The organism is Streptomyces nogalater, from assembly GCF_039532885.1.
In the GTDB taxonomy this organism is placed as follows: Bacteria; Actinomycetota; Actinomycetes; order Streptomycetales; family Streptomycetaceae; genus Streptomyces; species Streptomyces nogalater.
Map to the genome: position 1 here is coordinate 586,206 of NZ_BAAASM010000002.1, position 23,441 is coordinate 609,646.

21 protein-coding genes and 2 pseudogenes are annotated in these 23,441 nt (G+C 70.9%); 8 read left to right on the forward strand and 15 right to left on the reverse strand.

The genetic code is table 11. The annotated features are described in order from the left end of the window. Nucleotides 1-145: 145 nt before the first annotated feature. The 4 genes from ABD350_RS04515 to ABD350_RS04530 all read right to left on the reverse strand — a co-directional run bounded on the left by ABD350_RS04515 (nucleotide 146) and on the right by ABD350_RS04530 (nucleotide 4,846). Entirely contained in the window at nucleotides 146-1,633 is a 1,488-nt protein-coding gene (locus ABD350_RS04515) for a glycoside hydrolase family 3 protein (RefSeq protein WP_344346373.1), read from the reverse strand. A gap of 7 nt (nucleotides 1,634-1,640) precedes the next feature. Then, the gene (locus ABD350_RS04520) at nucleotides 1,641-2,471 is read right to left on the reverse strand and encodes a carbohydrate ABC transporter permease (protein ID WP_344346375.1); all 831 of its coding nucleotides are present in this window, start codon (nucleotides 2,469-2,471) and stop codon (nucleotides 1,641-1,643) included. Continuing rightward, nucleotides 2,468-3,466, reverse strand: a complete 999-nt coding sequence (locus ABD350_RS04525; protein WP_344346376.1) for a carbohydrate ABC transporter permease — start codon at nucleotides 3,464-3,466, stop codon at nucleotides 2,468-2,470. The genes ABD350_RS04520 and ABD350_RS04525 overlap by 4 nt, the downstream gene beginning before the upstream one ends. A gap of 105 nt (nucleotides 3,467-3,571) precedes the next feature. Beyond that, on the reverse strand, nucleotides 3,572-4,846 hold the full coding sequence (locus ABD350_RS04530; RefSeq protein ID WP_344346378.1) for an extracellular solute-binding protein: 1,275 nt from the start codon (nucleotides 4,844-4,846) through the stop codon (nucleotides 3,572-3,574). A gap of 303 nt (nucleotides 4,847-5,149) precedes the next feature. Between ABD350_RS04530 and ABD350_RS04535 the strand changes: the two genes are divergently transcribed. Continuing rightward, nucleotides 5,150-5,959 (forward strand): GntR family transcriptional regulator, encoded by an 810-nt coding sequence (locus ABD350_RS04535; protein ID WP_344346379.1) that lies wholly within the window; start codon nucleotides 5,150-5,152, stop codon nucleotides 5,957-5,959. A gap of 62 nt (nucleotides 5,960-6,021) precedes the next feature. Here ABD350_RS04535 and ABD350_RS04540 read toward each other — a convergent pair whose 3' ends face one another. The 3 genes from ABD350_RS04540 to ABD350_RS04550 form a co-directional block, all read right to left on the reverse strand. After that, the gene (locus ABD350_RS04540) at nucleotides 6,022-6,447 is read right to left on the reverse strand and encodes a DUF6299 family protein (RefSeq protein ID WP_344346381.1); all 426 of its coding nucleotides are present in this window, start codon (nucleotides 6,445-6,447) and stop codon (nucleotides 6,022-6,024) included. 134 nt (nucleotides 6,448-6,581) lie between these two features. Further along, nucleotides 6,582-6,980: a RidA family protein gene (locus tag ABD350_RS04545; protein WP_344346382.1), complete on the reverse strand. Its 399-nt coding sequence runs from the start codon at nucleotides 6,978-6,980 to the stop codon at nucleotides 6,582-6,584. Next, complete coding sequence (locus tag ABD350_RS04550; protein WP_344346383.1) at nucleotides 6,977-8,107, reverse strand: acyl-CoA dehydrogenase family protein; 1,131 nt, start codon at nucleotides 8,105-8,107, stop codon at nucleotides 6,977-6,979. The genes ABD350_RS04545 and ABD350_RS04550 overlap by 4 nt, the downstream gene beginning before the upstream one ends. A 163-nt stretch (nucleotides 8,108-8,270) precedes the next feature. Here ABD350_RS04550 and ABD350_RS04555 point away from each other — a divergent pair, with 163 nt between their 5' ends. Beyond that, entirely contained in the window at nucleotides 8,271-9,863 is a 1,593-nt protein-coding gene (locus ABD350_RS04555) for an AMP-binding protein (protein WP_344346384.1), read from the forward strand. A gap of 15 nt (nucleotides 9,864-9,878) precedes the next feature. Continuing rightward, on the forward strand, nucleotides 9,879-10,691 hold the full coding sequence (locus ABD350_RS04560) for a PaaX family transcriptional regulator (protein WP_344346385.1): 813 nt from the start codon (nucleotides 9,879-9,881) through the stop codon (nucleotides 10,689-10,691). A gap of 7 nt (nucleotides 10,692-10,698) precedes the next feature. Here ABD350_RS04560 and ABD350_RS04565 read toward each other — a convergent pair whose 3' ends face one another. Both ABD350_RS04565 and ABD350_RS04570 read right to left on the reverse strand, forming a co-directional pair. Next, the gene (locus ABD350_RS04565) at nucleotides 10,699-13,011 is read right to left on the reverse strand and encodes a bifunctional salicylyl-CoA 5-hydroxylase/oxidoreductase (protein ID WP_344346386.1); all 2,313 of its coding nucleotides are present in this window, start codon (nucleotides 13,009-13,011) and stop codon (nucleotides 10,699-10,701) included. A gap of 6 nt (nucleotides 13,012-13,017) precedes the next feature. Continuing rightward, nucleotides 13,018-13,845 carry an enoyl-CoA hydratase family protein gene (locus ABD350_RS04570; protein WP_344346387.1) on the reverse strand — a complete coding sequence of 276 codons (828 nt, stop codon included), beginning with the start codon at nucleotides 13,843-13,845 and terminating at the stop codon, nucleotides 13,018-13,020. Nucleotides 13,846-13,990: 145 nt separating this feature from the next. Here ABD350_RS04570 and ABD350_RS04575 point away from each other — a divergent pair, with 145 nt between their 5' ends. Next, the gene (locus ABD350_RS04575) at nucleotides 13,991-14,476 is read left to right on the forward strand and encodes an ATP-binding protein (protein WP_344346388.1); all 486 of its coding nucleotides are present in this window, start codon (nucleotides 13,991-13,993) and stop codon (nucleotides 14,474-14,476) included. Here ABD350_RS04575 and ABD350_RS04580 read toward each other — a convergent pair. From ABD350_RS04580 to ABD350_RS04590, 3 genes are all read right to left on the reverse strand, one after another. Next, nucleotides 14,436-15,884 carry an amino acid permease gene (locus tag ABD350_RS04580; RefSeq protein WP_344346389.1) on the reverse strand — a complete coding sequence of 483 codons (1,449 nt, stop codon included), beginning with the start codon at nucleotides 15,882-15,884 and terminating at the stop codon, nucleotides 14,436-14,438. The two genes, ABD350_RS04575 and ABD350_RS04580, sit on opposite strands and share 41 nt — an antisense overlap. Nucleotides 15,885-15,994: 110 nt before the next feature. Then, the gene (argF, locus tag ABD350_RS04585; RefSeq protein ID WP_344346390.1) at nucleotides 15,995-17,017 is read right to left on the reverse strand and encodes an ornithine carbamoyltransferase; all 1,023 of its coding nucleotides are present in this window, start codon (nucleotides 17,015-17,017) and stop codon (nucleotides 15,995-15,997) included. A gap of 61 nt (nucleotides 17,018-17,078) precedes the next feature. Next, nucleotides 17,079-18,302 carry an arginine deiminase gene (locus ABD350_RS04590; RefSeq protein WP_344346391.1) on the reverse strand — a complete coding sequence of 408 codons (1,224 nt, stop codon included), beginning with the start codon at nucleotides 18,300-18,302 and terminating at the stop codon, nucleotides 17,079-17,081. A 633-nt stretch (nucleotides 18,303-18,935) separates the two neighbouring features. On the opposite strand from ABD350_RS04590, the gene ABD350_RS04595 reads away from it, so the two are divergent. The 3 genes and pseudogenes from ABD350_RS04595 to ABD350_RS04605 all read left to right on the forward strand — a co-directional run. After that, complete coding sequence (locus tag ABD350_RS04595; protein ID WP_344346425.1) at nucleotides 18,936-20,009, forward strand: DNA polymerase III subunit beta family protein; 1,074 nt, start codon at nucleotides 18,936-18,938, stop codon at nucleotides 20,007-20,009. A 22-nt stretch (nucleotides 20,010-20,031) separates the two neighbouring features. Beyond that, nucleotides 20,032-20,541, forward strand: coding sequence for a hypothetical protein (locus ABD350_RS04600; protein ID WP_344346392.1), 510 nt, complete (start codon nucleotides 20,032-20,034; stop codon nucleotides 20,539-20,541). After that, nucleotides 20,538-21,500: pseudogene (locus ABD350_RS04605) on the forward strand (IS481 family transposase); the annotation flags it as partial. The gene ABD350_RS04600 and the pseudogene ABD350_RS04605, both read left to right, overlap by 4 nt. A 465-nt stretch (nucleotides 21,501-21,965) precedes the next feature. Here ABD350_RS04605 and ABD350_RS04610 read toward each other — a convergent pair. Next, entirely contained in the window at nucleotides 21,966-22,169 is a 204-nt protein-coding gene (locus tag ABD350_RS04610) for a DUF4062 domain-containing protein (RefSeq protein WP_344346426.1), read from the reverse strand. Nucleotides 22,170-22,264: 95 nt separating this feature from the next. Between ABD350_RS04610 and ABD350_RS04615 the strand changes: the two genes are divergently transcribed. Continuing rightward, nucleotides 22,265-22,576, forward strand: a complete 312-nt coding sequence (locus tag ABD350_RS04615; RefSeq protein WP_344346394.1) for a hypothetical protein — start codon at nucleotides 22,265-22,267, stop codon at nucleotides 22,574-22,576. Between the two features lie 132 nt (nucleotides 22,577-22,708). Here ABD350_RS04615 and ABD350_RS04620 read toward each other — a convergent pair whose 3' ends face one another. Both ABD350_RS04620 and ABD350_RS04625 read right to left on the reverse strand, forming a co-directional pair. After that, entirely contained in the window at nucleotides 22,709-23,239 is a 531-nt protein-coding gene (locus ABD350_RS04620) for an NUDIX domain-containing protein (protein WP_344346395.1), read from the reverse strand. 1 nt (nucleotide 23,240) lies between these two features. Continuing rightward, nucleotides 23,241-23,381: pseudogene (locus ABD350_RS04625) on the reverse strand (tetratricopeptide repeat protein); the annotation flags it as partial. Nucleotides 23,382-23,441 lie beyond the last annotated feature (60 nt).

Genomic DNA, 23,441 nt, shown 5'->3' on the forward strand with positions numbered 1-23,441 from the left:
CGGGTCGGACGTGAGACATGTGCCGGTGGCAAGTGCCAGGGCATGCGAAGGCCACCGGTTCACGGAGAAAGCACGGAAGAAAGCACGGAAGGAAGCACGGAAGGTGGCCGCCCGCCGGGCAGGGCGGGCGGCCGGGGTGAGGAGGTCAGCCGGCCAGGACGGCCTCGGCGGCGGCCACTCCGCAGACGCGGGCGGCGCCGTAGGTGGCGAGGTGCAGGGCGCCGCGCGGCGGGGCCTGCGGCAGGCCCATCTCGACCACGACGGTGTCGGGCCGGGCGGCGAGCAGGGTGTCGAGCGCGGAGCGCATCCAGGGGTGCCGGTGCTCGTCGCGGACCACGGCGACGATCCGGCGACCGCCGGCCGCGGCGAGGGCGGCGGCTCCGGCGTCGTCGCCGGTGAAGGTACCGGAGGCGCTGCCGGGCAGCAGCCGCTCCAGTTCGTCGGCGACGCCCCAGGGGGTCTCGTGGCCGACGGCGATGTTCGGGGCCGGGTTGAACCGGGCGATGTACACCGGCCCGGTGACCGGTGCGGCGGCGCCGGTGCGGGTCGCGGTCAGCGCGCGGCGGGCCGCGACCAGGCCGATCTCCGGGTCGGGCGTGGTCCGCGCGGCGTCGCCGCGGTGGGCGGCGGTCCAGGCGGCCAGGTCGCGCACCCGGGCGGCGGCGTCGGCGAGCCGTTCCTCGGGCAGTTCGCCGGAGCGCACGGCCGCGACGAGCGCGTCCCGCATGCCGAGCACGGTGCCCTCGTCGCACAGCCCGCCGCCCACGCAGATGGCGTCGGCGCCGGCCGCGATCGCGAGGACGACACCGCGGTTCAGGCCGTAGGTGCCGGAGATGGCGCGCATCTCGATGCCGTCGGTGACGATCAGGCCCTGGTAGCCGAGTTCGCCGCGCAGCAGCTCGGTGAGGATGCGCGGGGACAGGGTGCCGGGGCGGTCCGGGTCGAGGGCCGGCACCAGGATGTGGGCGCTCATGACCGCCCGGGTGCCGGCGGCGATCGCCGCGCGGAACGGGGGCAGTTCGCGCTCGTAGAGGGTGTCGGCGTCGACGTCGATGCGCGGGATGGCGTGGTGGGAGTCGACGTTGGTGTCGCCGTGGCCGGGGAAGTGCTTGGTGCAGGCGGCGACGCCGGAGGACTGCAGGCCCTCGACCCAGGCGGCGGTGTGCCGGGCGACCAGGTCGGGGCTCGTACCGAAGGAGCGGACGCCGATGACCGGGTTGTCGGGGTTGGCGTTGACGTCGGCGGAGGGCGCCCAGTCGAAGGTGACGCCGCAGGCGGCCAGGCGGCGGCCCAGCTCGCGGGCGACGGACCGGGTCAGGCCGGGGTCGTCGACGGCGCCGAGGGCGTGGTTGCCGGGAAAGGCGGAACCGGTGCGCACGTCGAGGCGGGTGACGTCGCCGCTCTCCTCGTCGATGGCGATGAGCAGGTCCTCGCGTCCGGCGCGCAGTTGCGCGGTGAGCGCGGTGACCTGTTCCTCGCTGACGACGTTGCGGCCGAACAGGGCGACGGAGGCCAGGCCCTCGTCGATGCGGCGGCGCACCCAGTCGGGGGCGGTGGTGCCGTCGAAGCCGGGCTGGAGCACCGCGAGGGCGTTGCGGGTGAGGGTGTCGGTGCCGGGGGCGATGATGGTCATCGGGGCGTCATCCCTTCACGGCGCCGTCGGTCAGACCGCTGACAGCCTTGCGTTGCAGGAAGATGAAGAGGATCAGGATGGGCAGCGCGAAGAGGGACGAGGCGGCCATGGTGGCGCCCCAGTCGTCGCCGAAGGCGGTCTGGAACTGCGACAGCCACAGCGGCAGGGTCTGCTTCTCGGCGGACTTGTTGAGGATCAGGACGAGCGGGAACTCGTTCCAGGCGGTGATGAAGCCGAACAGCGAGGTCGCCATCAGGCCGGGTGCGAGCAGCGGGAAGATCACCTTCACGAAGGCCTGCCGGCGGGTGCAGCCGTCGACCATCGCCGACTCCTCCAGCTCCTTGGGCACGGCGGCGATGTAGCCGCGCAGCGTCAGGATGGTCAGCGGCAGCACCATCATGGTGTAGAAGGCGGTGAGCGGGACCAGGCTGTCGAGCATGTCGTTGTCCCGCACGATCATGTACATGGCGATGATGAGGACTTCCCAGGGAGCCATCTGCGCCAGCATGAACGTCACGATGAGACCGCGCCGGCCCTTGAACCGCATCCGGGTCAGGGCGAAGGCCGCGAGCAGGGCGATGACGAGCGAGCACGCGACCGACAGCAGCGTGACGGTGACCGAGTTGAGGACCAGGGTCCAGAAGTGGTCGGCGTCGACGGCCGTCTTGAAGTGCTCCAGGGTGGCGTCGGTCGGGAACCACACCGGGTCGTCGGTGATGATGTCGCCGGTCGGCTTGAAGGCCGTGGCGAACATCCAGTACACGGGGAACGCGAAGCCGACGAAGAGGACGACGGCGGTCGCGTTGGGCCAGAGACGGCCGAAGAGCGAGCGCTTCACAGCTCGTCCTCCTCTTGCTTGAGCACCATGCGCAGGTAGTACGAGGTGATGACGAGCAGCACCGCGATGGTCAGGAAGGAGATCGCCGCGCCGAGTCCGAAGTGCTGGTTGCCGACACCCTCCACGAAGGCGTAGATCGGCAGTGTCTCGGTGAGGTGGTCCGGGCCGCCCTCGTTCATCGCGAAGATCTGCGGGAACGCCTTGAAGATCCAGATGACTTCGAGGAACGTCGTGGCGTACAGGAACGGCCGCAGGAAGGGCAGGGTCACGGAGGTGAAGCCCTTCCAGGTGCCGGCGCCGTCCAGGGCGGCGGCCTCGTACAGCTCACGGGGGATCGTGGTGGTGGCGGCGTAGAGGTTGATCGCCACGAAGGGGATGGACTGCCACACGAGCAGCAGGGTGACCACGGCGAAGGTGGAGAACTGGGTCTCCAGCCAGTTGTGGTCGGCCATGGAGTGCCAGCCGAGCGTGTCCAGCACCCAGTTGACGACGCCGAAGCGCTGGGCGAACAGCCACTTGTAGACGGTGGTGGCCGCGATGACCGGCATGGCCCAGGCGAGCACGAGGCCGAACAGGAGCAGCAGCCGCATCCGCTTGCCGAGCCGGGCCAGCAGCAGCCCGATCAGCGTGCCGAGCACCATGATCAGCACCACGTTGACGGCGGTGAAGAACACGGAGCGCTCGACGACCCGCCAGAACTCCTCGGCGGTCAGCACCTCTTTGTAGTTGTCGACGCCGTTCCACTCGGTGAGGTGCTGGATGAGCTGGCGCGGGTTGAGGTTCTGGAACGACAGCATGCCGTTCTTCACGAGCGGCCAGCCGAGCAGCACCAGGGTGGCCAGCAGCGCGGGCAGCAGGAGCAGGTAGGGGGCGGCGGCGCGGCGCCGGGACGGGGCCCCGAAGGTGCGGTCGTCACCTCGTGGCGAGGCCGGCACCCGGGCCTTGCGGACAGCGGGCTCCCCGGCCGTGTCCGTGCCTTCGGTCTGCACTGACATGAGTTGCCATCTCTTCCGTGGCCGTACGAAACACCGTGGCCGTACCCGTGGCACGGCCAAGGCGTCGGCCGGGGGTGCCGTCTGGTGGCACCCCCGGCACGGTGATCAGTTCTGCTGGGCCAGGCGCTTGTTGATCTCGTCCTCGACCTGCTGGGCGGCCTGTGCCGGGGACTTACCGTTCAGCACGGACGTCATGTAGGACTTGATCGGGTTGGGGTTGTTCTCCACCGCGCCCCACTCGGGGATCAGCGGGGTGGTGCCGCCGACCGAGGCACCCGGGGCGATGGCCTCCGCGACCGGGTTGCCCTTGAGGTTGGACTCCAGCGCCTTCTTGTTCGGGATGACGCCGTTGAGCTTGGCCAGCTGGCCCTCGTACTGGTCGGACAGCGCGATCCGCAGGAACTCCTTGGCCAGGGCCTGCTTCTTGCTGCCCGCGGCGACGGCGAGGTTGGAGCCGCCGAGGAAGACGCTCTCGGGCTTGTCCGCGGTCTCGCCGGGGATGGGGAAGTAGCCGAGGTCCTTCTCGATGGCCTTGTTGGCGTTGACCGCGGTGGCGGCCTCCCAGCCCATGCCGATGAACGCGCCGGTCTTGCCGTTGGCGAACACCTCGGCCTGCTGCGGGGTGGCCTCGTCCTTGTCCTTGGGGGCCTGGGAGTAGGAGGCGTACTTCTTGTAGATCTCCATGGCCTTGGCGACCTTGGGGTCATCGAGGTTGGAGACGTACTTGTCGCCTTCCTTCTTCACCAGGTCGGCACCCTGGCCGATGGTCAGGCCGTCGAAGAAGTACCAGTTCTGGCCGGGCAGGTAGATCGGCTCGGCGTCGGTCTTCTTGTCGATGGTCTCCAGGTCCTTGAAGAACTCGTCCCGGGTCTTGGGGACGTCCTTGATGCCGGCCTCGGCCCAGACCTTCTTGTTGTAGATGACCACGCGGCTGGTGAAGTACCAGGGAGCGGCGTACTGCTTGCCGTCGTAGACGGAGGACTGCGAGACCGACGGCGTCCAGTCGGCGCCGATCTCCTTCTTCAGGTCGTCCAGTTCGGCGAGGCCGCCGGTGGCCGCGTAGGCCGGGGTCTGGGTGTTGCCGACCTCGATCACGTCCGGCGGGGTGGACTCGGAGAGGGCGGTGGTGATCTTCTGCTGGATCCCGTCCCACTTCTGGGTCTCGAACTTCACCTTGGCGCCGGTCTTCTTCTCGAAGGCGGCCGAGACGTCCTCGACCCACTGGTCCGGGGTGGAGCCGTCCATCGCCCAGACGGTGAGCGTCTGGCCCTTGAAGCCGTCCGGTCCCGCGGCGCCCTCGTCGCCGTCGTCCCCGCCGCACGCCGACACGGAGACCATCATGCCCGCGATCACGATCGCGGCCGCAAGCTTGCGCTTCACGCCACCCTCCTCAGGGATGCCACTAACCCCCCACGCCCTCGGCGGTGACCTGCGGTACGACGCTGTTGCACGTAGGGCTCGGGACCTGGCCACTAATGGTGTAGACCAGTACGGTGGAGCTTGGCCTAGACCTTTTGGAGTGTCAAGGGTGGTTCGGGAAGCCGGTCCCGGCCGTTACGAGAAAGTCACCGGAGTGCGTCCCTCCGCGTTCCGTCCCTTTCGCCCGGACCGTTCAGTTGGACTAGACCATACGGGAGTTGGTCGCTATAACGGGAGCCCATCGACACAGCCGGGAAGGCAGGCATGACCACCGACGTCAGCAGCGCCCATCCGCACCGGGGGGCGCCCGGCCGCACCGCGCGCGTGCCGAAGTACTACCGGATCAAGCAACAGCTCCTGACGATGGCCGAAGCGCTGCAACCCGGTTCGGCCATGCCCGCCGAACGGCTGCTCGCCCTCCGGTTCGACACCTCCCGGACCACCGTCCGGCAGGCCCTGCAGGAACTCGTCGGCGAGGGCCGGCTCGACCGGATCCAGGGCAAGGGCACCTTCGTCGCCCAGCCCAAGCTGTACCGCACGCTCCAGCTCACCTCGCACACCGAGGACATGCGCGCCCAGGGCCTCACCCCGGCCTCGCAGATGCTGGACATCGGGGAGGTGCCGGCCGACGAGCAGCTGGCGGGCCTGCTCGGCATCGGGATCGGCGAACGGGTGCTGCGCATCGAGCGGCTGCGGCTGGCCGGCGGTGACCCGATGGCGATCGAGACGACCCACCTGTCGGTGCGGCGCTTCCCCGGTCTGCGCCGCTCCCTGGCCGTCTACCCGTCGCTGTACACGGCGCTCGCCGAGGTCTACGGCGTCCATCTGGCCGAGGCGGACGAGACCATCGAGACCTCGCTGTCCACCCCGCGCGAGGCGCAGTTGCTGGCCACCGACGTGGGGCTGCCGATGCTGCTGCTGTCCCGGCACTCGCGGGACGCGCAGGGCACCCCGGTGGAGTGGGTGCGCTCGGTCTACCGCGGCTCCCGCTACAAGTTCGTCGCCGCCCTGCGCCGCCCGGGCGGCACGCTGGTCCGGCGCAGGACGGCCCCGCCGGACCGGGACGAACCCTGAAGTGACGGAGAAGGCTCCGGTTCCGCCGGGCCCGGGCGGCCCCTGAACCGGCGGAGCGGGCGTCAGCTCTGGACGAGGGTGATGTCCCGGTCCGCCTCCGCGTGGAAGACCGGCAGCAGGAGGATGCCCGAGGCGCGCAGTTCCACCGCCGTGGCGTGTACCCGCGCCGCGCCGGGCCGCAGGGCCTGCCCGTAGGGCTTGCCGGAGTTCTGCCAGCGGTGCTCGACGCCGTCACAGCGGGCGGCGCTGCCGCCGATGCCCTGCCGGCGGACGGTGCCCTGGCTGACCGAGGAGCCGACCAACGCCGGTCCGGTGGCGCCGGTGCAGCGGTAGCTGCCGGAGAGCGTGACCGTGCCGTCGGCCGCGATCCGGCCGGTCGCATCGACGGTGATGTACTCGCCGGGGGCGGCGGCGGCCGGAGCGGCGGCCGCGCACAGCAGGGCCGCGCCGCCGAGGGTGGCGGCGAGGAGGGAACGGCGGACGGGCATGGGATACCTCCCGGTTTCCAGGGATTTGCGGGCCTCCACTGGTACCGGGCGGCCGGCCCGGCGGGCGTGACCGTCACCCCTACGGTGGCGCGTCCGTGCTCCTGACGATTGTGCGGGGCGCCCGCGGCCCGGGGTCAGGGCAGTACGGCGAACCCGTCCAGCTCCACCAGCGCCCGCTCGTCCCACAGCCGGACGACCTGGACGACGGCCATCGCCGGATAGTCCCGGCCCGCCGACCGGCGCCAGATCCGGCCCAGTTCCGGTGCGTGCGCGCGGTAGGCGGCGAGGTCCGTGGCGTAGACGGTGACCCGGGCCAGGTCGGCGGGGGTGCCTCCGGCCGCGCGCAGGGCGGTGAGCAGGTTGCGAAGGGCCCTGGCGAACTGCTCGGGCAGCGTGTCCCCGGTGATCTCGCCGTGGGCGTCGAGGGCGGTCTGGCCGGCCAGGAACACCACGCGGGAGCCGGTCGCGACCACGGCGTGGCTGAAGCCGGTGGGCGGGGACAGCGCGGGCGGGTTGACGCGCTCGGTCGTCACCGGTCCCCCTTCGGCGCCGTGGCGTACAACTCCTTGGCGATGACGCTTCGTTGCACCTCGCTGGCGCCCTCGTAGATGCGCGTCGCGCGCACCTCGCGGTAGAGGTGCTCCAGCGGGTGGCCGCGGCGCAGGGCACACGCGCCGTGCAGCTGGACGGCGGTGTCGACGACGTACTGCGCGGTCTCGGTGGCCAGCAGCTTGGCCATCGCGGCCCGCCGGGGCACGTCGGCGGCCCCCGCGTCGTACGCCGAGGCCGCCGCGTACACCATCAACCGGGCCGCCTCGGTGCGCAGGGCCATCTCGGCGACCTGGTGGGACACGGCCTGCAGGTCGCGCAGGGTGCCGCCGAACGCCTCGCGCCGGGCGGTGTGGGCGACGGTGGCGTCCAGCGCGGCCTGGGCCATGCCGACCGCGAAGGCGCCGACGCTGGGCCGGAAGAGGTTGAGGGTGCCCATGGCGACGGCGAAGCCGCGGTCGGGCGCGCCGAGCAGGTCGGCGCCGGTGACGGGCACGGCGTCGAAGTCGAGGGCGCCGATGGGGTGCGGTGCGAGCATCTCCAGGGCCTGGCCGGTGAGTCCGGGCCGGTCGGCGGGGACGAGGAAGGCGGTCACCCCGCGCGCTCCGGCGCCGGGTGTGGTGCGGGCGAAGACGGTGTAGAAGTCGGCCTCGGGGGCGTTGGAGATCCAGCACTTGGCGCCGGTGAGCCGCCAGCCGTCGCCGTCGGGCTCGGCGGCGAGGGACAGCGCCGCCGCGTCCGACCCGGCGCCGGGCTCGCTGAGCGCGAACGCGGCGACCGCGCTGCCGTCGGCGACCCGGGGCAGCCAGCGATCCCGCTGGGCCGGGGTGCCGTGGGCGTGCACCGGGTGGGCGCCGAGGCCCTGGAGGGCGAGGGCGGTCTCGGCCTCGGTGCAGCCCTGCGCGAGGGACTCCCGCATGAGGCACAGATCCAGCGCGCCGGAGTCGAACAGCCGGGCGAGCAGGCCGGCTTGGCCGAGTCCGGCGAGCAGCGGCCGGTTGACGCGGCCGGGTGCGCCCCGGTCGGCGAGCGGGCGCAGCCGTCCGGTGGCCAGCGCGCGCAGCTCGGCGCACCAGGCGGCCTGCTCGGGCGCGAGTGCGAAGGCGGGCACGGCCGTTCCTCCCTCCGGGGCGGGTCGACCCGCCCGTCCCCCGACGGTATCGCGAACCGTTGACTGCCGTCACCAACACGATACGCTCGAAGCGCGAGCCCACCAGGAAGCCCGTTCGGGCGGCCGGCCCGGACCACCCGTCACGGCAAGGGGGCCCATCGCCATGCATCTCTCGGCCCATGTCGACACGTTCGCCCGCGACCATCTGCCCCCGCCGCACGAGTGGCCCGAGCTGCGGTTCGACCTGCCGGAACTGCGTTACCCCGCCCGGCTGAACTGCGCCGCGGAGCTGCTGGACCACGCCGATCCGGCCCGCCCGGTGTTCCACACCCCGGCCGGCCCCGCATGGACCTACGGCGAACTGCGCGCCCGCGTCGACCGGATCGCGCATGTGCTCACCGGCACCCTGGGCGTGGTCCCGGGCAACCGGGTGCTGTTGCGCGGCCCCACCACACCGTGGCTGGCCGCCTGCTGGCTGGCCGTGCTGAAGGCGGGCGCGGTCGCCGTCACCGTGCTGGCCCGGCAGCGCCCGCAGGAGCTGGCGGCCATGTGCGCGATCGCCCGGATCGGCCACGCGCTGTGCGATGTCCGGGCGGTGGAGGACCTGGTGAAGGCCGCCGTGCCGGGGCTGCGCATCACGACGTACGGCGGTGCCGGCCCCGACGACCTGCTGCGCCGCCCGGCCCCCGCCGACCCCTACCCGGCGGTGGACACCGCCTCCGACGATGTCGCCCTGATCGCGTTCACCTCCGGCACCACGGGCCGGCCCAAGGGGTGCATGCACTTCCACCGGGATGTGCTGGCGACGGCCGACACCTTCTCCCGGCATGTGGTGCGCCCCCATGAGGACGACGTCTTCGCCGGCAGCCCCCCGCTCGGCTTCACCTTCGGCCTCGGCGGGCTGGTGATCTTCCCGCTGCGCGCCGGGGCCAGCAGCCTGCTGCTCGAACAGGCGGGCCCCGGGCAACTGTTGCCCGCCATCGCCGCGCACCGCGTCTCCGTGCTGTTCACCGCGCCGACCGCCTACCGGGCGATGCTGCGCGACCTGGACGGCCACGACCTGTCGTCCCTCAGACGCTGCGTCTCGGCCGGCGAGAACCTGCCCGCGGCCACCTGGCGGGCCTGGTACGAGCGCACGGGCCTGCGCCTGGTCAACGGCATCGGCGCCACCGAGCTGCTGCACATCTTCCTGTCCGCCGCCGACGGACACATCCGGCCCGGCACCACGGGCTTGCCGGTGCCGGGCTGGCAGGCGCGCGTCCAGGACGCCGACGGCCGGCCGGTGCCCGACGGCGAGCCCGGTCTGCTGGCCGTGCGCGGCCCGGTCGGCTGCCGCTATCTCGCCGACCCGCGGCAGCGGGAGTACGTGCGCGACGGCTGGAACATCACCGGCGACACCTGTGTCCGCGAGGCCGACGGCTGCTTCCGGTACGTGGCCCGCGCCGACGACATGATCATCTCGGCCGGGTACAACATAGCCGGGCCGGAGGTGGAGGACGTGCTGCTGCGCCATCCCGACGTGGCCGAGACGGCGGTCGTCGGCCGCCCCGACGAGGCCCGCGGCCAGGTGGCCGTCGCCTACACCGTGCTGCGCCCCGGCGCCCGCCGGGACCCGGAGGCGCTGCGCGCGTTCCTCACCGCGGAACTCGCGCCCTACAAGTGTCCGCGCGAGTTCGTCTTCCTCGACGCGCTGCCCCGCACGGCCACCGGCAAGGTGCAGCGGTTCCGGTTGCGCACCGGAGGTGACCAGCAGTGATGCCGACGACCTAAGATGATCAACGTGTCCGAGCAGCACGCCCCCAGGTCCCTCATCGTCACGCTCTACGGCGCGTACGGCCGCTCACTGCCCGGCCCGGTGCCCGTCGCCGAGCTGATCCGGCTCCTGGCCGCGGTCGGCGTGGACGCGCCGTCCGTACGCTCCTCGGTGTCCCGGCTCAAGCGGCGCGGTCTGCTGCTGCCGGCCCGCACGGAATCCGGCGCGGCCGGTTACGAACTGTCGCCGGAGGCCCGCCAGTTGCTGGACGACGGCGACCGGCGGGTCTACGCGGACGCACCCGTGGCGGACGAGGGCTGGGTGCTCGCGGTGTTCTCGGTCCCGGAGTCGGAGCGGCAGAAGCGGCACGTGCTGCGCTCCCGGCTGGCCGGTCTGGGCTTCGGCACCGCCGCGCCGGGGGTGTGGATCGCCCCGGCCCGGCTGTACGAGGAGACGGAACACACCCTGCGCCGGCTGCGGCTGGACCCGTACGTGGACTTCTTCCGCGGCGAGCACCTGGGCTTCGCGCCCACGGCCGAGGCGGTGGCGCGCTGGTGGGACCTGGCCGCGATCGCCAAGGAGCACGAGCGCTTCCTGGACACCCACGCGCCGGTGCTGCGGGCCTGGACCCGCCGCTCGGACACCCCGCCCGAGGAGGCCTACCGCGACTACCTCCTCGCCCTCGACTCCTGGCGCCACCTCCCCTACACCGACCCGGGCCTGCCCACCCGCCTGCTGCCGCCCGACTGGCCCGGCGTCCGCTCGGCGGAGGTCTTCCGGGGCCTGCACGAACGCCTGCGGGACGCGGGGGCCCGGTTCGTGGGCCTGTGACGCCCCCTCAACCGCCGGGCGCCAGGCGCGGTTCGGGGATGTCGGTGCGGCCGGTGCGGGGCGGGCGGCTGCCCGCGCGGTAGGGGGCGGGCCAGGGGGCGCCGGGGCCCTCGTAGCCCTGCTCGGCCGCCGCGTGCAGGGTCCAGTGCGGGTCGTACAGGTGCGGGCGGGCCAGGGCGCACAGGTCGGTACGGCCCGCCAGGATCAGCGAGTTGACGTCGTCCCAGGAGGAGATCGCGCCGACCGCGATCACCGGGACGCGGACCTCGTGCCGGATGCGGTCGGCGAACGGCGTCTGGTACGACCGCCCGAACTCCGGGCGTTCCTCCGCCACCACCTGCCCGGTGGACACGTCGATGGCGTCGGCGCCGTGCGCGGCGAAGGCGCGGGCGATCTCCACGGCGTCCTCGGCACTCGTGCCGCCGTCGGCCCAGTCGGTGGCCGAGATCCGGACGGTCATCGGCCGCTCGGCCGGCCACACCCCGCGTACGGCGTCGAAGACCTCCAGCGGGAAGCGCAGGCGCCGCTCGGGTGAACCGCCGTAGGCGTCGGTGCGGTGGTTGGTGAGCGGGGAGAGGAAACCGGAGAGCAGATAGCCGTGGCCGCAGTGCAGTTCGAGCAGGTCGAAACCGGCCCGGGCGGCGCGCCAGGCGGCTGCCGTGAACTGCTCGCGGATGTCGGTGAGCCGGGCCCGGGACAGCTCGCGCGGTATCTGGCCGCCCGGCTTGTACGGCAGCGGGGACGCGGCCACGATCGGCCAGTTGCCGGTGGGCAGCGGCTCGTCGATCCCCTCCCACATCAGCTTCGTGGACCCCTTGCGGCCGGAGTGCCCGAGCTGGACGCCGATCGCGGTGCCCGGGGACTCCCGGTGCACGAAGTCGGTGACGCGCCGCCACGCCTCGGCCTGCCGGCCGGTGTAGAGGCCGGCGCAGCCGGGGGTGATCCGGCCCTCCGGGCTGACGCACACCATCTCGGTCATCACCAGGCCGGCCCCGCCGAGGGCCCGGGCGCCCAGGTGGACGAGGTGGAAGTCGCCGGGAACGCCGTCGGTGGCCGAGTACATGTCCATCGGTGACACGACGACCCGGTTGCGCAGGGTCAGGCCGCGCAGCCGGAACGGGGTGAACATCGGGGGCGTGCCGGGCGGGCAGCCGAATTCGCGCTCCACGGACTCGGTGAAGCGGGCGTCGCGCAGCCGGAGGTTGCCGTGGGTGACCCGGCGGGAGCGGGTGAGCAGGTTGAAGGCGAACTGGCGGGGCGGCTGCCGCCGGTACAGCCGCACGTTCTCGAACCATTCGAGGCTGGCCTTGGCGGCCCGCTGGGTGGAGGCGACGACGGGCCCGCGCTCCTCCTCGTAGGCCGCCAGCGCGCCGGGCACGTCCGGTCGCTCCTCCAGGCAGGCGGCCAGGGCGAGGGCGTCCTCGACGGCGAGCTTGGTGCCGGAGCCGATGGAGAAGTGCGCGGTGTGCGCGGCGTCGCCGAGGAGGACGACGTTGCCGTGCGACCAGCGTTCGTTGACGACCGTACGGAACGTGGTCCAGACGGAGGTCCCGGAGCGCAGCGGGCGTCCGCGCAGGGCGTCGGCGAAGAGCTTGGCGCAGCGCTCGGCGGACTCGCGGGGGGTGAGTTCGCCGTAGCCCGCGGCGCGCCAGACCTCCTCGCGCATCTCCACGATCACGGTGGAGGCGTCGGCCCCATAGGGGTAGGCGTGCAGCTGTGCCACGCCGTGTTCCGTCTCGGCGATCTCGAAGCGGAAGGCGTCGAAGGCGAAGTCGGCGGCGAGCCAGATGTAGCGGCAGCGGTGTTCGGTCACATGGGGGCGGAACACATGGGCGTAGGTCCGGCGGGTGGGGCTGTGCACACCGTCGGCGGCGATGACGAGGTCGTACGCGGCGGAGAGGGCGTCCGGGTGGGGGGCCTCGGTGCGAAAGCGGATCCGTACGCCGAGGGAGTGGCAGCGCTCGTGCAGGATCCTCAGGAGCCGGTGGCGGCCCAGCGCGGCGAAGCCGTGGCCGCCGGAGCGGTGGCGGGTGCCCCGGTGCACGATGTCGATGTCCTCCCAGCGGACGAAGTCCCGCCGTAAGGCCTCGTAGACGACCGGGTCGGCGTGTTCTATGCCGCCGAGGGTCTCGTCGGACAGGACCACGCCGAAGCCGAAGGTCTCGTCGGGGGCGTTGCGTTCCCAGACGGTGATGGAGCGGGCGGGGTCGAGGCGTTTGAGGAGGGCCGCGGCGTACAGCCCTCCGGGGCCGCCGCCGATGATCGCGACGCGGAGGGGGCGGCCGGGGCTCGTCGGCGGGTGCCGGTCCGGTGTCGGCATCCGGGCTCACCTCCCCCGCCACTTCGGTGCGCGCTTCGCCGTGAAGGCCGCGTGGAACTCCGCGTAGTCCTCGCCGGTCATCAGCAGGGCCTGGGTCGAGGCGTCCAGTTCCACCGCGGCCGCGAGCGGCATGTCCAGTTCGGCCGTGAGCAGGGCCTTGGTCTGGGCGTGGGCCAGGGCCGGGCCGTCGGCCAGGCGGCGGGCCAGGGCGGCGGCCGCCTCGTCCGCCCGGCCCTCCTCGGCCAGCTCGCTGATCAGCCCGATGCGCTCCGCCTCGGGGGCCCGCACCGCGTCGCCCAGCATGAGCAGGCGGGTGGCGTGGCCGAGGCCGACGACCCGGGGCAGCAGATACGCCGCGCCCATGTCACCGCCGGACAGGCCGACCCGGGTGAAGAGGAACGCGAACCGGGCCGAGGGGTCGGCGATCCGGAAGTCCGCCGCGAGGGCGAGGACCGCGCCGGCGCCGGCCGCCACGCCGTGCACCGCGGCGATCACCGGGAACGGGCACTCGCGGATCGCCCGCACGACCTGTCCGGTCATCCGGTTGAAGTCGAGCAGCCGGGCGGTGTCCAGGGCGAGGGTGGCGCCGATGATCTCGTCCACGTCGCCGCCGGAGCAGAAGCCGCGGCCCTCGCCGGCCAGCACCAGGGCCCGTACCGCGCGCTCCCGGGACAGCTCGGCGAGCAGGTCGCGCAGGTCGGCGTAGGCGCCGAAGGTGAGGGCGTTGAGTTTCTCGGGGCGGGCGAGGGTGACGGTGGCGATCTGGTCGGCGATCCGCACCCGCAGATGCTCCCAGTCACCCGTGCGGGCGGCCGAGCCGGTGAAGGGACTCATGAGGTGCGGCCTCCTTGGGCGACGGTGCCGTACGGTGCGCTCCCCCATGAAGTTATCACCGGTTTGTGACCGTCGTCACGACTACGCGACACAAACGGGGTGAGCGACCGGCCCGGCGACGGCCGTGCGCCGCCGGGCCCGTACCATGCCTGGAGTCGGACAGCAGGACAGCCTGCTCCATGAAGGACTCGCCGTGCACGTATCCCCCGCCGAATCAGCCTCCTGGCGCATCGCGCTGCCGCACACCGCGGCGGCGGTGCCCGTGGCGCGCGCCCTGGTGCGCACGGCCCTCACCGAGGTCGAGCACGTGACCGACTGCGACACGGCCGAGCTGCTGACCGCCGAGCTGGTGGCCAACGCGGTGGAGCACACCGCCGGGCGCGGCCCGATCGAGCTGGTGGTGGAGTTGCGGCCGACCGGCTGCCAGGTCGAGGTCCACGACCCGGACCCGGCGCCGCCCGGCCGGCTGACCGCGCCGGTGATCGAGGAGCCCGACGTATGGCAGGAGGGCGGGCGCGGGCTGCTGCTGATCCGCGCCCTCAGCTCCTCCTGCGGTCACCGCCCCACCCCCTCGGGCAAGGCGGTGTGGTTCAGACTGCCTGTGGTTCCCGCTCAGCGGCGGTCGGCGTGACCTCGTCGGCCGGGGCGGCGGCCAGCGTGGAGTGCCGGCGGCCGTAGAGGCCGTAGACCGCGAGGCCCACCGCGAGGAACACCGCGAACTGGATCCAGGTGCGCCAGCCGGTCTCCCACATCAGGTACAGGCAGAAGCCGATGCCGAGCAGCGGGGCCACCGGGTACAGCGGGACCCGGAAGCTGCGGTCGAGGCCCGGTTCGCGGCGGCGCAGGGCCATCACCGCGATGTTGACGACGGCCATGATGGCGAGGGTGCCGATGGTGCACAGGTTCATCACGGCGTCGAGCGAGGCGAAGGCCGCCGGGAGCGCGAAGACGACGGCGACGATCAGCGTGCCGGCGACCGGGGTGGAGGTCTTCGGGCTGACCTTCTCGAAGACGCGCGGGATCAGGCCGTCCCGGGACATCGACATCAGGATGCGGGTCTGGCCGTACATCACGGCGAGGACCACGGAGGCGATGGCGACGACGGCGCCGAAGGCGATGACACCGCCGCCGACGGCGGAGCCGGTGACCTCGTTGACGACGTAGGAGAGGGCGGCGGGGCGGCCGGCGACCTGGTCGCCGCCGATGGCGCCGATCGCGGCGAGCGCCACCGCGCAGTACAGCAGGGTCACGATGCCCATGCAGACCAGGATCGCGACGGGTATGTGCCGGCGCGGGTTCTTCGCCTCCTCGCCGGCCGTGGTGATCGCGTCGAAGCCGATGTACGAGAAAAAGGCCGCGGTGGTGCCCGCGCCGATGCCGCCGAGGCCGGCCGGGGAGAACGGGGTGAGGTTGCCGTCCTTGAAGGCGCTGTAGCCGATGGCGCAGAAGGCGAGCAGGATCGCGAGCTTGACCGCGGCCATGGCGGCGGTCGCCCGGGCGCTCTCCCGCACCCCGCGCACCAGCAGCGCCGCGGCCATGGCGATGACGATCACGGCCGGCAGGTTGATCACGCCGCCGTCGCCGGGACCGGCGGACAGGGCGGTCGGGAGCTGGAGGCCGGTGATGCTGTGCAGCAGCTCGTTGACGTACTGGCTCCAGCCGACCGCGACGGCCGAGATGGAGACGCCGTACTCCAGCAGCAGGCACCAGCCGACGAGGAAGGCGGTGGACTCGCCGAGCCCGGCGTAGGCGAAGGAGTACGAGGAGCCGGAGACCGGGATCGCGCCGCCCAGCTCCGCGAAGGAGAAGGCGGTGAAGACGCAGGTGAGGGCCGCGAGGACGAACGACACGACGACGGCCGGGCCGGCCTGGGCGACCGAGTCGGACAGTCCGACGAAGATGCCGGTGCCGACGATGGCGCCGACGCCGAAGCAGATGAGCTGGAAGAGGCCCATGGTGCGCTTCAGGCCGTGTCCCTCGCGGTCGGCGCCGGATTCGGCGACGAGCAGACGCGGGGACTTGATGCGGGGAGCGGGCATGCCGGTGGTGCTCGATTCTGGTGGTGCGGGCGGCCGTGGTGGGGCCGCGGCGACGGCCACGGAAGGGGTGGTTCCGGGCCGCCGGTCAGGATAAGGCCTGGTGAGGCGGGTCAGGCAAGGGTTTCCCGGGCGAGTGTGGCCACCAGCACCGCCTTGATGGTGTGCAGCCGGTTCTCCGCCTCGTCGAAGACCACCGAGTGGGCGGACTCGAAGACCTCGTCCGTCACCTCCAGCGAGCTGAGACCGTGCGCGTCGAAGATCTGCTGTCCGACCGTGGTGCCGAGGTCGTGGAAGGCCGGCAGGCAGTGCAGGAACCGCACGTCCGGGTTGCCGGTGGCGCGCAGCACGTCCATGGTCACCGCGTACGGGGCGAGGGCCGCGATCCGCTCGGCCCACACCTCCTTGGGCTCGCCCATCGAGACCCAGACGTCGGTGGCGACGAAGTCGGCGCCCCGGACTCCTTCGGCGATGTCCTCGGTGAGGGTGATCCGGGCGCCGCTGGAACCGGCGAGCGCGCGGGCGCGGTCCAGGATTTCCTGGGCGGGCCAGTAGGACTTCGGGGCGACGATCCGTACGTCCATGCCGAGCAGGGCGCCGGTGACCAGGTAGGAGTTGCCCATGTTGAAGCGGGCGTCGCCGAGGTAGGCGAAGGCGGTGCGGCGCAGCGGCTTGGCGCAGTGCTCCGTCATGGTGAGCACGTCGGCGAGCATCTGGGTGGGGTGCCAGTCGTCGGTGAGGCCGTTGTAGACGGGCACACCGGCGTACGCGGCCAGCTCCTCGACCTTGGCCTGGCTGTCGCCCCGGTACTCGATGGCGTCGTACATCCGGCCCAGTACCCGGGCGGTGTCCCGCACCGACTCCTTGTGCCCGATCTGCGACCCGGACGGTTCCAGGTAGGTGGTGTGGGCGCCCTGGTCGGCGGCGGCGACCTCGAACGCGCAGCGGGTGCGCGTCGAGGTCTTCTCGAAGATCAGCGCGATGTTCCGGCCGCGCAGGTACTGGGTCTCGGTCCCGGCCTTCTTGGCGGCCTTCAGCTCGGCGGCCAGCTCGACCAGGCCGCGGAACTCCGCCTCGGTGAAGTCCAGCTCCTTGAGGAAGTGGCGGCCGGCGAGGGCGGTCGGGACTGTCGCCATGGGGGCGCTCCAGGGGTATGACTACAGGGGACCATGAAAGTCTATACGACTCTTCACATTTCTATACAGGGTCGCGCTGGACGGGACAGCTCATGCACCGGGGGCCGCCCCGGCCCCGGCCCAGCTCGCTGCCCGGGATCTCGATCACCTCGATGCCCTGTTTGCGCAGGTGGGTGTTTGTGGTGGCGTTCCGCTCGTAGGCGACGACGACACCGGGTTCGACGGCGAGGACATTGCAGCCGTCGTCCCACTGCTCGCGCTCGGCGGCGTGCACGTCCTGGGTGGCGGTCAGCACCCGGATCTCGCCGAGGCCGAGCGCGGCGGCGATCGCCCGGTGCATGTGCTCCGGCGGATGGTCGGTGACCTTCAGCTCCCGTCCGCCGTCGCCCGGCTCGATGGTGTACGAGCGGAGCATGCCGAGGCCGGCGTACTGGGTGAAGGTGTCGCCGTCGACCATGGTCATCACCGTGTCCAGGTGCATGAAGGCGCGCCGCTTGGGCATGTCGAGCGCGACGATGGTGCGCGCGGAACCGGCCGCGAACAGCTTGTGCGCCAGCATCTCCACCGCCTGCGGGGTGGTGCGCTCGCTCATCCCGATCAGCACGGCGCCGTTGCCGATCACCAGGACGTCACCGCCCTCGATGGTGGAGGGGTAGTCCGCCTGCCCCCGGGACCAGACGTGGAACGTTTCGTCCCGGAACAGCGGGTGGTGCCGGTAGATCGCCTCGAAGTGCACGGTCTCGCGCTGCCGGGCGGGCCAGCGCATGGCGTTGATGGAGACGCCGTCGTAGATCCACGCCGAGGTGTCGCGGGTGAACAGGTGGTTGGGCAGCGGACGCAGCAGGAAGTCGTCCAGCTCCATGACGTGGAAGCGCACGGAGACCGGTTCCTCGTGGCCGTCCAGGTACTCCCGTTTGGTCATCCCGCCGACCAGGGCCTCGGCCAGCTCGCCCGGGGGCATCCGGTCGAAGGAGGCGCGCAGGTGAGCGGTGGCGAGGGGGCCGTACTCCTTCTCGTCGAAGACCCGGTCCAGGATCAGGGCGCGGGCCTCGGGGAGCGCCAGGGTCTCGGCGAGCAGGTCCCCGAAGAGATGGACCTCGACCCCGCGGTCACGCAGGACGTCGGCGAACCCGTCGTGCTCGGCGCGCGCCCGGCGCACCCACAGCACGTCGTCGAAGAGCAGGGCGTCCTTGTTGCTGGGGGTGAGCCTTTTGAGCTCTAGGTCGGGCCGGTGCAGGATGACGCGACGCAGGCGCCCGGCCTCGGAGTCGACATGGAATCCCATGCCTCCATCCTGACCGCCGGGGCCGCCCTTCATCCCCTGCTGGGCGGTTTCCGGTGGACGAAGCCCCGGATCACGGTGCGGCGACACCGGTCACCGTCCCCTGCGGGGCGGCAGGGCCACCGCACGTCCGGCCCGGCGGCCGGGACCAGCCGCTCGGCGGTGAGCAGGGCGAGCGCCCGGCGGCCCAAGACTCCCCCGTCAGTGCAAGGGCAGCCCCCGACACGAGCACGCTCCGCATCGACGTAGCGGTGAAGCCGGCCACATGCGGCCCGGCGCCGACCCCTCGGCGGCACGGGCGTCGGTGAAGCCGGCCGCGTACGGCCGCATGGCCGGGGCCGTGTCGAGGGGACGTCACCGCCGGGAGGGGGATGGTAGGCGTCGGCGCTCGCGGACCACGGCCTACTTGGTCTGCTATTAATGGGGCGGGTCGGTGACCTGCAAGTATCTCCCTTGGGGGCCGCTGACCTGGCCTTTGGCTGTTGGCCAGCGATGGCGTGCGACGGCCGCTGCCGGGTGTTCTGCGGACTGGCCCGCAACCGGCGAAGAGTCGCGCTAGCTGTTGCCGGCCATGACGTTGATGACGCCCCACGTCGATGTTGACCTTCGAGTTGGTTGAAGCTCAATGATGGCGAAGTGCCGAATTCTCAACTGATGCCAATCGGGGTCTTTGCCCAGCGCAGTGGTCTGACCTCCAGCGCGTTGCGGTTCTACGCCGACTCTGGGCTGCTGCCCCCTGCCGAAGTGGACCCGGTCTCGGGCTACCGTTACTACGGCGCTGACCAGGTGGCGCGGGCGTCCGTGCTACGTCAGCTCCGCGAGATCGCCATGCCCCTCGCTGCGGTCGAGGCGGTCCTCGACGCAGGGGCCGACGAGGCAGCGCGGCTGCTCGACGAGCATGTTGCCAAGATCGTCGATGATGCGACGACGGCACGGCAGAAGGCTGCTGTCATCAAGTCCACGCTCGGCGGCAGCGTGCCCGGTGTGCTGATTGCCATGCTGAAGGGTCCCGTGCTGGCGGATGCGGTGAAGCAGGTCCTGACCGCGACCGCGCACGAGCCGGGGTTGGCGGTGCTCGCCGGCTTGCACGTCGAGGCGAGTCATGAGGCGATCGCCCTGACGGCGACCGACAGGTATCGGCTCTCCACCCGGACCCTGGTGCCGGCGCGGCCAGCGGAGCAGACGTGGGTCGGCACGATCGACGGCGATGACCTGCGCGCCGCTGTCGCCACGGTCCGGCGCAGTGCGCTGGTCCGTATCGAAGCGGTGCCGCACGGGCTCTGGCTGCGCATGCCCGAGCGGGAGGACCAGCACTGCCGGTTGCTGCCCGAGGACTTCCCCGATCACCGGCTGATGCTCGCCTCCCTGGGCGAGATCAGCACCCGCGCGACAGTCTCGAAGGATGTTCTGCTGCGTGCTCTGGAAGAACACCCCGGCGAACGCGTCACGCTGAACGTCTCCGATCACGGAGTGAACATCCGGCCCTCGAACGACGAGGACCCCGGTGTTCAGCTCCCCGCCACCGTGACGGGCGAGGCCCTCCAGATCCGGTTCGAGATGACCACGCTCTATCCCGCCGTGAGCACAGCCATCGGTCCCGACGTGATGCTCGACCTGAGGGGACACGACGGGCCCGCCACGATCCGCTCCGCCGACCGCGGCGATCTCACCACCCTGGCCATGCCCGTCAAGTCCGACCACTCAGCCTGAGAACGACAACGAGGAACACGTCATGCCTACCGCACCCGCCAGCCCCGACCCGACCATGGAAGCCATCGGCCAGGCGGTTACCGAAGGCCGAACGGGCAACACTCTCTCCGCCCGCCGGAAGCTCCTGGATCTGTGGTCGGCGATCGGCGTCACAGGCGACCCGCTGCACCGTTGCTCACTCGCCCACTACCTGGCAGATCTCTACGAAGATCCTGCCCAGGCCCTCGCCTGGGACGTCCGGGCCCTGGACGCTGCCGACGCCGTGACCGAGCAGCGCGTCCAGGAGCACCACGCCAGCCTCCACATCGCCGGGTTCTACCCCTCACTCCACCTCAACCTGGCCGACAACTACCGCCGACTCGGCTCCTTCAATGCGGCCACCGAGCACATCAACGCGGCCAAAGAGCACGCCCCCGACCTCCCACAGGACGCATATGGTGCCCTCCTGCGCACCGCCCTCGACGAGGTGGCAGAGGCCATCTCCCGACGGGACACCACCAAGCGGCCCTCCGCACCTGGCCCCACTGCATGACGCACCGGAACGCGCCCCTCACCGTCGAGGGACGCCGTCGACTGGTCGAGCGTTGCCGGACGAGACCGATTGCGCATGTCGCAGCCGAGATGGGGGTGTCCCGGGCGTGCGCTTCGAAGTGGGTCAATCGATACCGGAGCCACGGCGAACTCGGATTGGAAGACCGCTCGTCCACGCCACACCACCAGCTGACCGCGACACCGCCCGAAGTCCTCGCACTCATAGAAGAGCTGCGCCGGACCCACAAGTGGTCCGCTGCCAGGACCGCTTTCGAGCTGGCCCAGGCCGGAACACCAACCAGCCGAAGGACCGTGAACAGGCACTTGCCTGAGATCGGCATCAACCGGCGCCGGTTCATCGACCCCAATGGCGAGTCCAAGCGCCAGCCGCGGAAGATTCATGCCCGACGGCCCGGCCACATGATCCACGTCGATGTGAGGAAGGTGGGCCGCATCCCTGACGGCGGAGGCTGGCGCGCACACGGACGCGGCAGTGACCAGGCCAAAGCCGTCAACCGGAGAAAGAAGACTGAGCGCGGTGGCTACGTCTATCTACACTCGGCCATAGACGGATGCAGCCGTCTCGCCTATCCCGAAGCACTGCCTGACGAGAAGGCCATCACCGCGATCGCCTTCCTCCATCGTGCCCGCGCCTGGCTGGCCGCCCACGGGATCACCCGCATCGAACGGATCGTGACAGACAACGGCGCCTGCTATCGAGCCGAAAGCTTCACCCGGGCCCTCCTCGGTGCCAGGCACCAGCCCATCGCGCCCTACACCCCAGGCCACAACGGCAAAGTAGAGCGATACAACCGCATCCTGGCCGAAGAGTTCCTCTATGCCCGGACGTGGACGTCGAAAGCCCAACGCACCCACCTCCTGGGCCGCTGGATTGTCCACTACAACTACCACCGACCGCACACCGTGCTCGGAAACCAACCACCCGCAGCGCGACTACCGGGGCTCGAGACAGGATGCAGCCACCTCCTCGGCTCCCGTGTCCAGCGCGGCCAGGCGTTGGATACGCCGATCGCCACAACGATGCGCTCATTCTGCATCAGGTCCAGTGCGCCGCTGAATCTAAGTAGGGAGGTAACTTGCTGAGACAGTGCGTCTTGATCAAGGATGGACCCCATAATGTCCCGGGGAAGCGTCGCTCGCAGGGAGCCTTGGCCCGACTTGTGCAAGCGAACCTCCACCAGTTCACCAGGCTGAGGAGCATCAAAGCGAGGTTGGGCAACGGTGATGCCGACGATTGCGTGCTCTCGAGAACTCGACGACGTCAGGACGGCGCGCCAAGGGGGCAAAGGACAACGGTGACCGGCCTGACTCCACTTCTTCGACCTTGGCTACGACTCGAAGGCGACTCCCAACTTCCGATAGACCCAGCGCGGCTTGCCCGCTGTCCTGGCCGCAACCCACTCATCATGTGTTGCTGATTGCCCCTGTCTCGGGGAAGACATGACCGCAGGACGGCCCGAGCAGGAAGATGCAAACGTCCGCAGAGTCAAGGGCGTCTAGACACGCCTGCCTGCTGGGTGTGGTCTGTGCGGAGAAGTCCTCGAACAAGACTGGAGTGTGTCCAACCGCGCGAATGAGGCCACGCAGCGCGGCGCGCTCCCCCTCCAGTCCCTGCGGACGCTACTGATGAAGATTCTCACGCTACGATCTCCATTACTGAATGGTTCGCCGAAGCGAACCGGACAGCCAATGAGTGCCTCTTCATGGCTGACCTCTCGGACGAGGCGATACACGCCTACTGGAAGGAGCACCGGGAGCAGTTACGACAGTGTGAGACTCAACGCTCGACACTGAGCAGCCTTCTTCTCGTTATCACCGCTGCCTTGAGTGCTCTGATTGTCCAGCAGAAGTTCTCGACGTACGTCATGCCTCTGTGTCTTTTCGTGGCGTTCACTGGAGGATACGGGGCGGTGACAGTCTCTAAGTACTTCGAACGGGCGTCCTATCACCTTTCTCAGACGCGCGCCCTAACCAAGGATTTGGTGGAACTTGGTGTGCTGGGCTCCGATGGGTGATTCTTCACCTCGCCATCGCCCTGTACGGAATTTACCTGTTCAGCATATGTGTGGCCGTGGCGTGATGTCCGGTATCCGTGCGTTTTACTGACGGGGCTTCGGCGACCGTTTCAGTTCATCGAATGTAATCCGCTATCCCCAGCCGTCGAGGGAGACTTCCGGACCACCCATGAGGTAGCGGTAGAGGGCACTCGCGGTTGTGTTCACGAACTCCGCAGGGATGGCGTCGGCATCGACCCAGCGAACCTGGGCGTGCTTGCGCGGCTCGCGGTTTTCGGGTTCGCCGGTCCACTCGTGGGCGGCGAAGACAACGGTGAGGAAGCCGTTGGGGGCCTCGACGCCCCTGGCGCCGTGGATGATGTGAGCGACCTTGAGGGACTGGGGCTTCACGGTGAGACCCGTCTCCTCGTAGAGCTCGCGGACCGCGGTTTCGGTGATGGGCTCTCCCGGCTCGCTCTTGCCGACGGGAAGGTCCCACATTCCCTGGGCGAACTTCGCGTTCTCGCTGCGCTGGAGGAGGATGACACGGTTGGTGGCCTTGTCGTGGACGATGACGGCCGCGACCAGCAGGGTCATCGATTCGAGCGCCGGCTTGAGGGCCTTGGGCTGGTCGTCGGTCTGCTGAGCCACGGTGTTCCCTTCGTCGGGCGGGTTGTTGGGCATGTTAGGCGAGGGCCTCGCGGGCGCGGCGGGCGAGATCAGCGGCACCGGGCACTTTGCGCCTCTGGTAGACCGCGAGAGTGGAGCGGATCGAGGTGATCGCCTTGCGGGTGCGGTCGGAGGTCATGCCCTCCATGAGGACTAGGCCGTTTCTTTCAGATCATCGGATCGTTGGTCTGGGTGTGTCGTTGACTGACGCCCAGTG

Coding starts and splice junctions, on each gene's coding strand:
- argF (WP_344346390.1), bottom strand. CDS start 17,017: ATGGCGACAGTCCCGACCGCCCTCGCCGGCCGCCACTTCCTCAAGGAG.
- ABD350_RS04615 (WP_344346394.1), top strand. CDS start 22,265: ATGGCTGACCTCTCGGACGAGGCGATACACGCCTACTGGAAGGAGCAC.
- ABD350_RS04560 (WP_344346385.1), top strand. CDS start 9,879: ATGATCAACGTGTCCGAGCAGCACGCCCCCAGGTCCCTCATCGTCACG.
- ABD350_RS04570 (WP_344346387.1), bottom strand. CDS start 13,845: ATGAGTCCCTTCACCGGCTCGGCCGCCCGCACGGGTGACTGGGAGCAT.
- ABD350_RS04575 (WP_344346388.1), top strand. CDS start 13,991: ATGCCTGGAGTCGGACAGCAGGACAGCCTGCTCCATGAAGGACTCGCC.
- ABD350_RS04525 (WP_344346376.1), bottom strand. CDS start 3,466: ATGTCAGTGCAGACCGAAGGCACGGACACGGCCGGGGAGCCCGCTGTC.
- ABD350_RS04590 (WP_344346391.1), bottom strand. CDS start 18,302: ATGGGATTCCATGTCGACTCCGAGGCCGGGCGCCTGCGTCGCGTCATC.
- ABD350_RS04565 (WP_344346386.1), bottom strand. CDS start 13,011: ATGCCGACACCGGACCGGCACCCGCCGACGAGCCCCGGCCGCCCCCTC.
- ABD350_RS04540 (WP_344346381.1), bottom strand. CDS start 6,447: ATGCCCGTCCGCCGTTCCCTCCTCGCCGCCACCCTCGGCGGCGCGGCC.
- ABD350_RS04580 (WP_344346389.1), bottom strand. CDS start 15,884: ATGCCCGCTCCCCGCATCAAGTCCCCGCGTCTGCTCGTCGCCGAATCC.
- ABD350_RS04515 (WP_344346373.1), bottom strand. CDS start 1,633: ATGACCATCATCGCCCCCGGCACCGACACCCTCACCCGCAACGCCCTC.
- ABD350_RS04555 (WP_344346384.1), top strand. CDS start 8,271: ATGCATCTCTCGGCCCATGTCGACACGTTCGCCCGCGACCATCTGCCC.
- ABD350_RS04600 (WP_344346392.1), top strand. CDS start 20,032: ATGCCTACCGCACCCGCCAGCCCCGACCCGACCATGGAAGCCATCGGC.
- ABD350_RS04620 (WP_344346395.1), bottom strand. CDS start 23,239: ATGCCCAACAACCCGCCCGACGAAGGGAACACCGTGGCTCAGCAGACC.
- ABD350_RS04535 (WP_344346379.1), top strand. CDS start 5,150: ATGACCACCGACGTCAGCAGCGCCCATCCGCACCGGGGGGCGCCCGGC.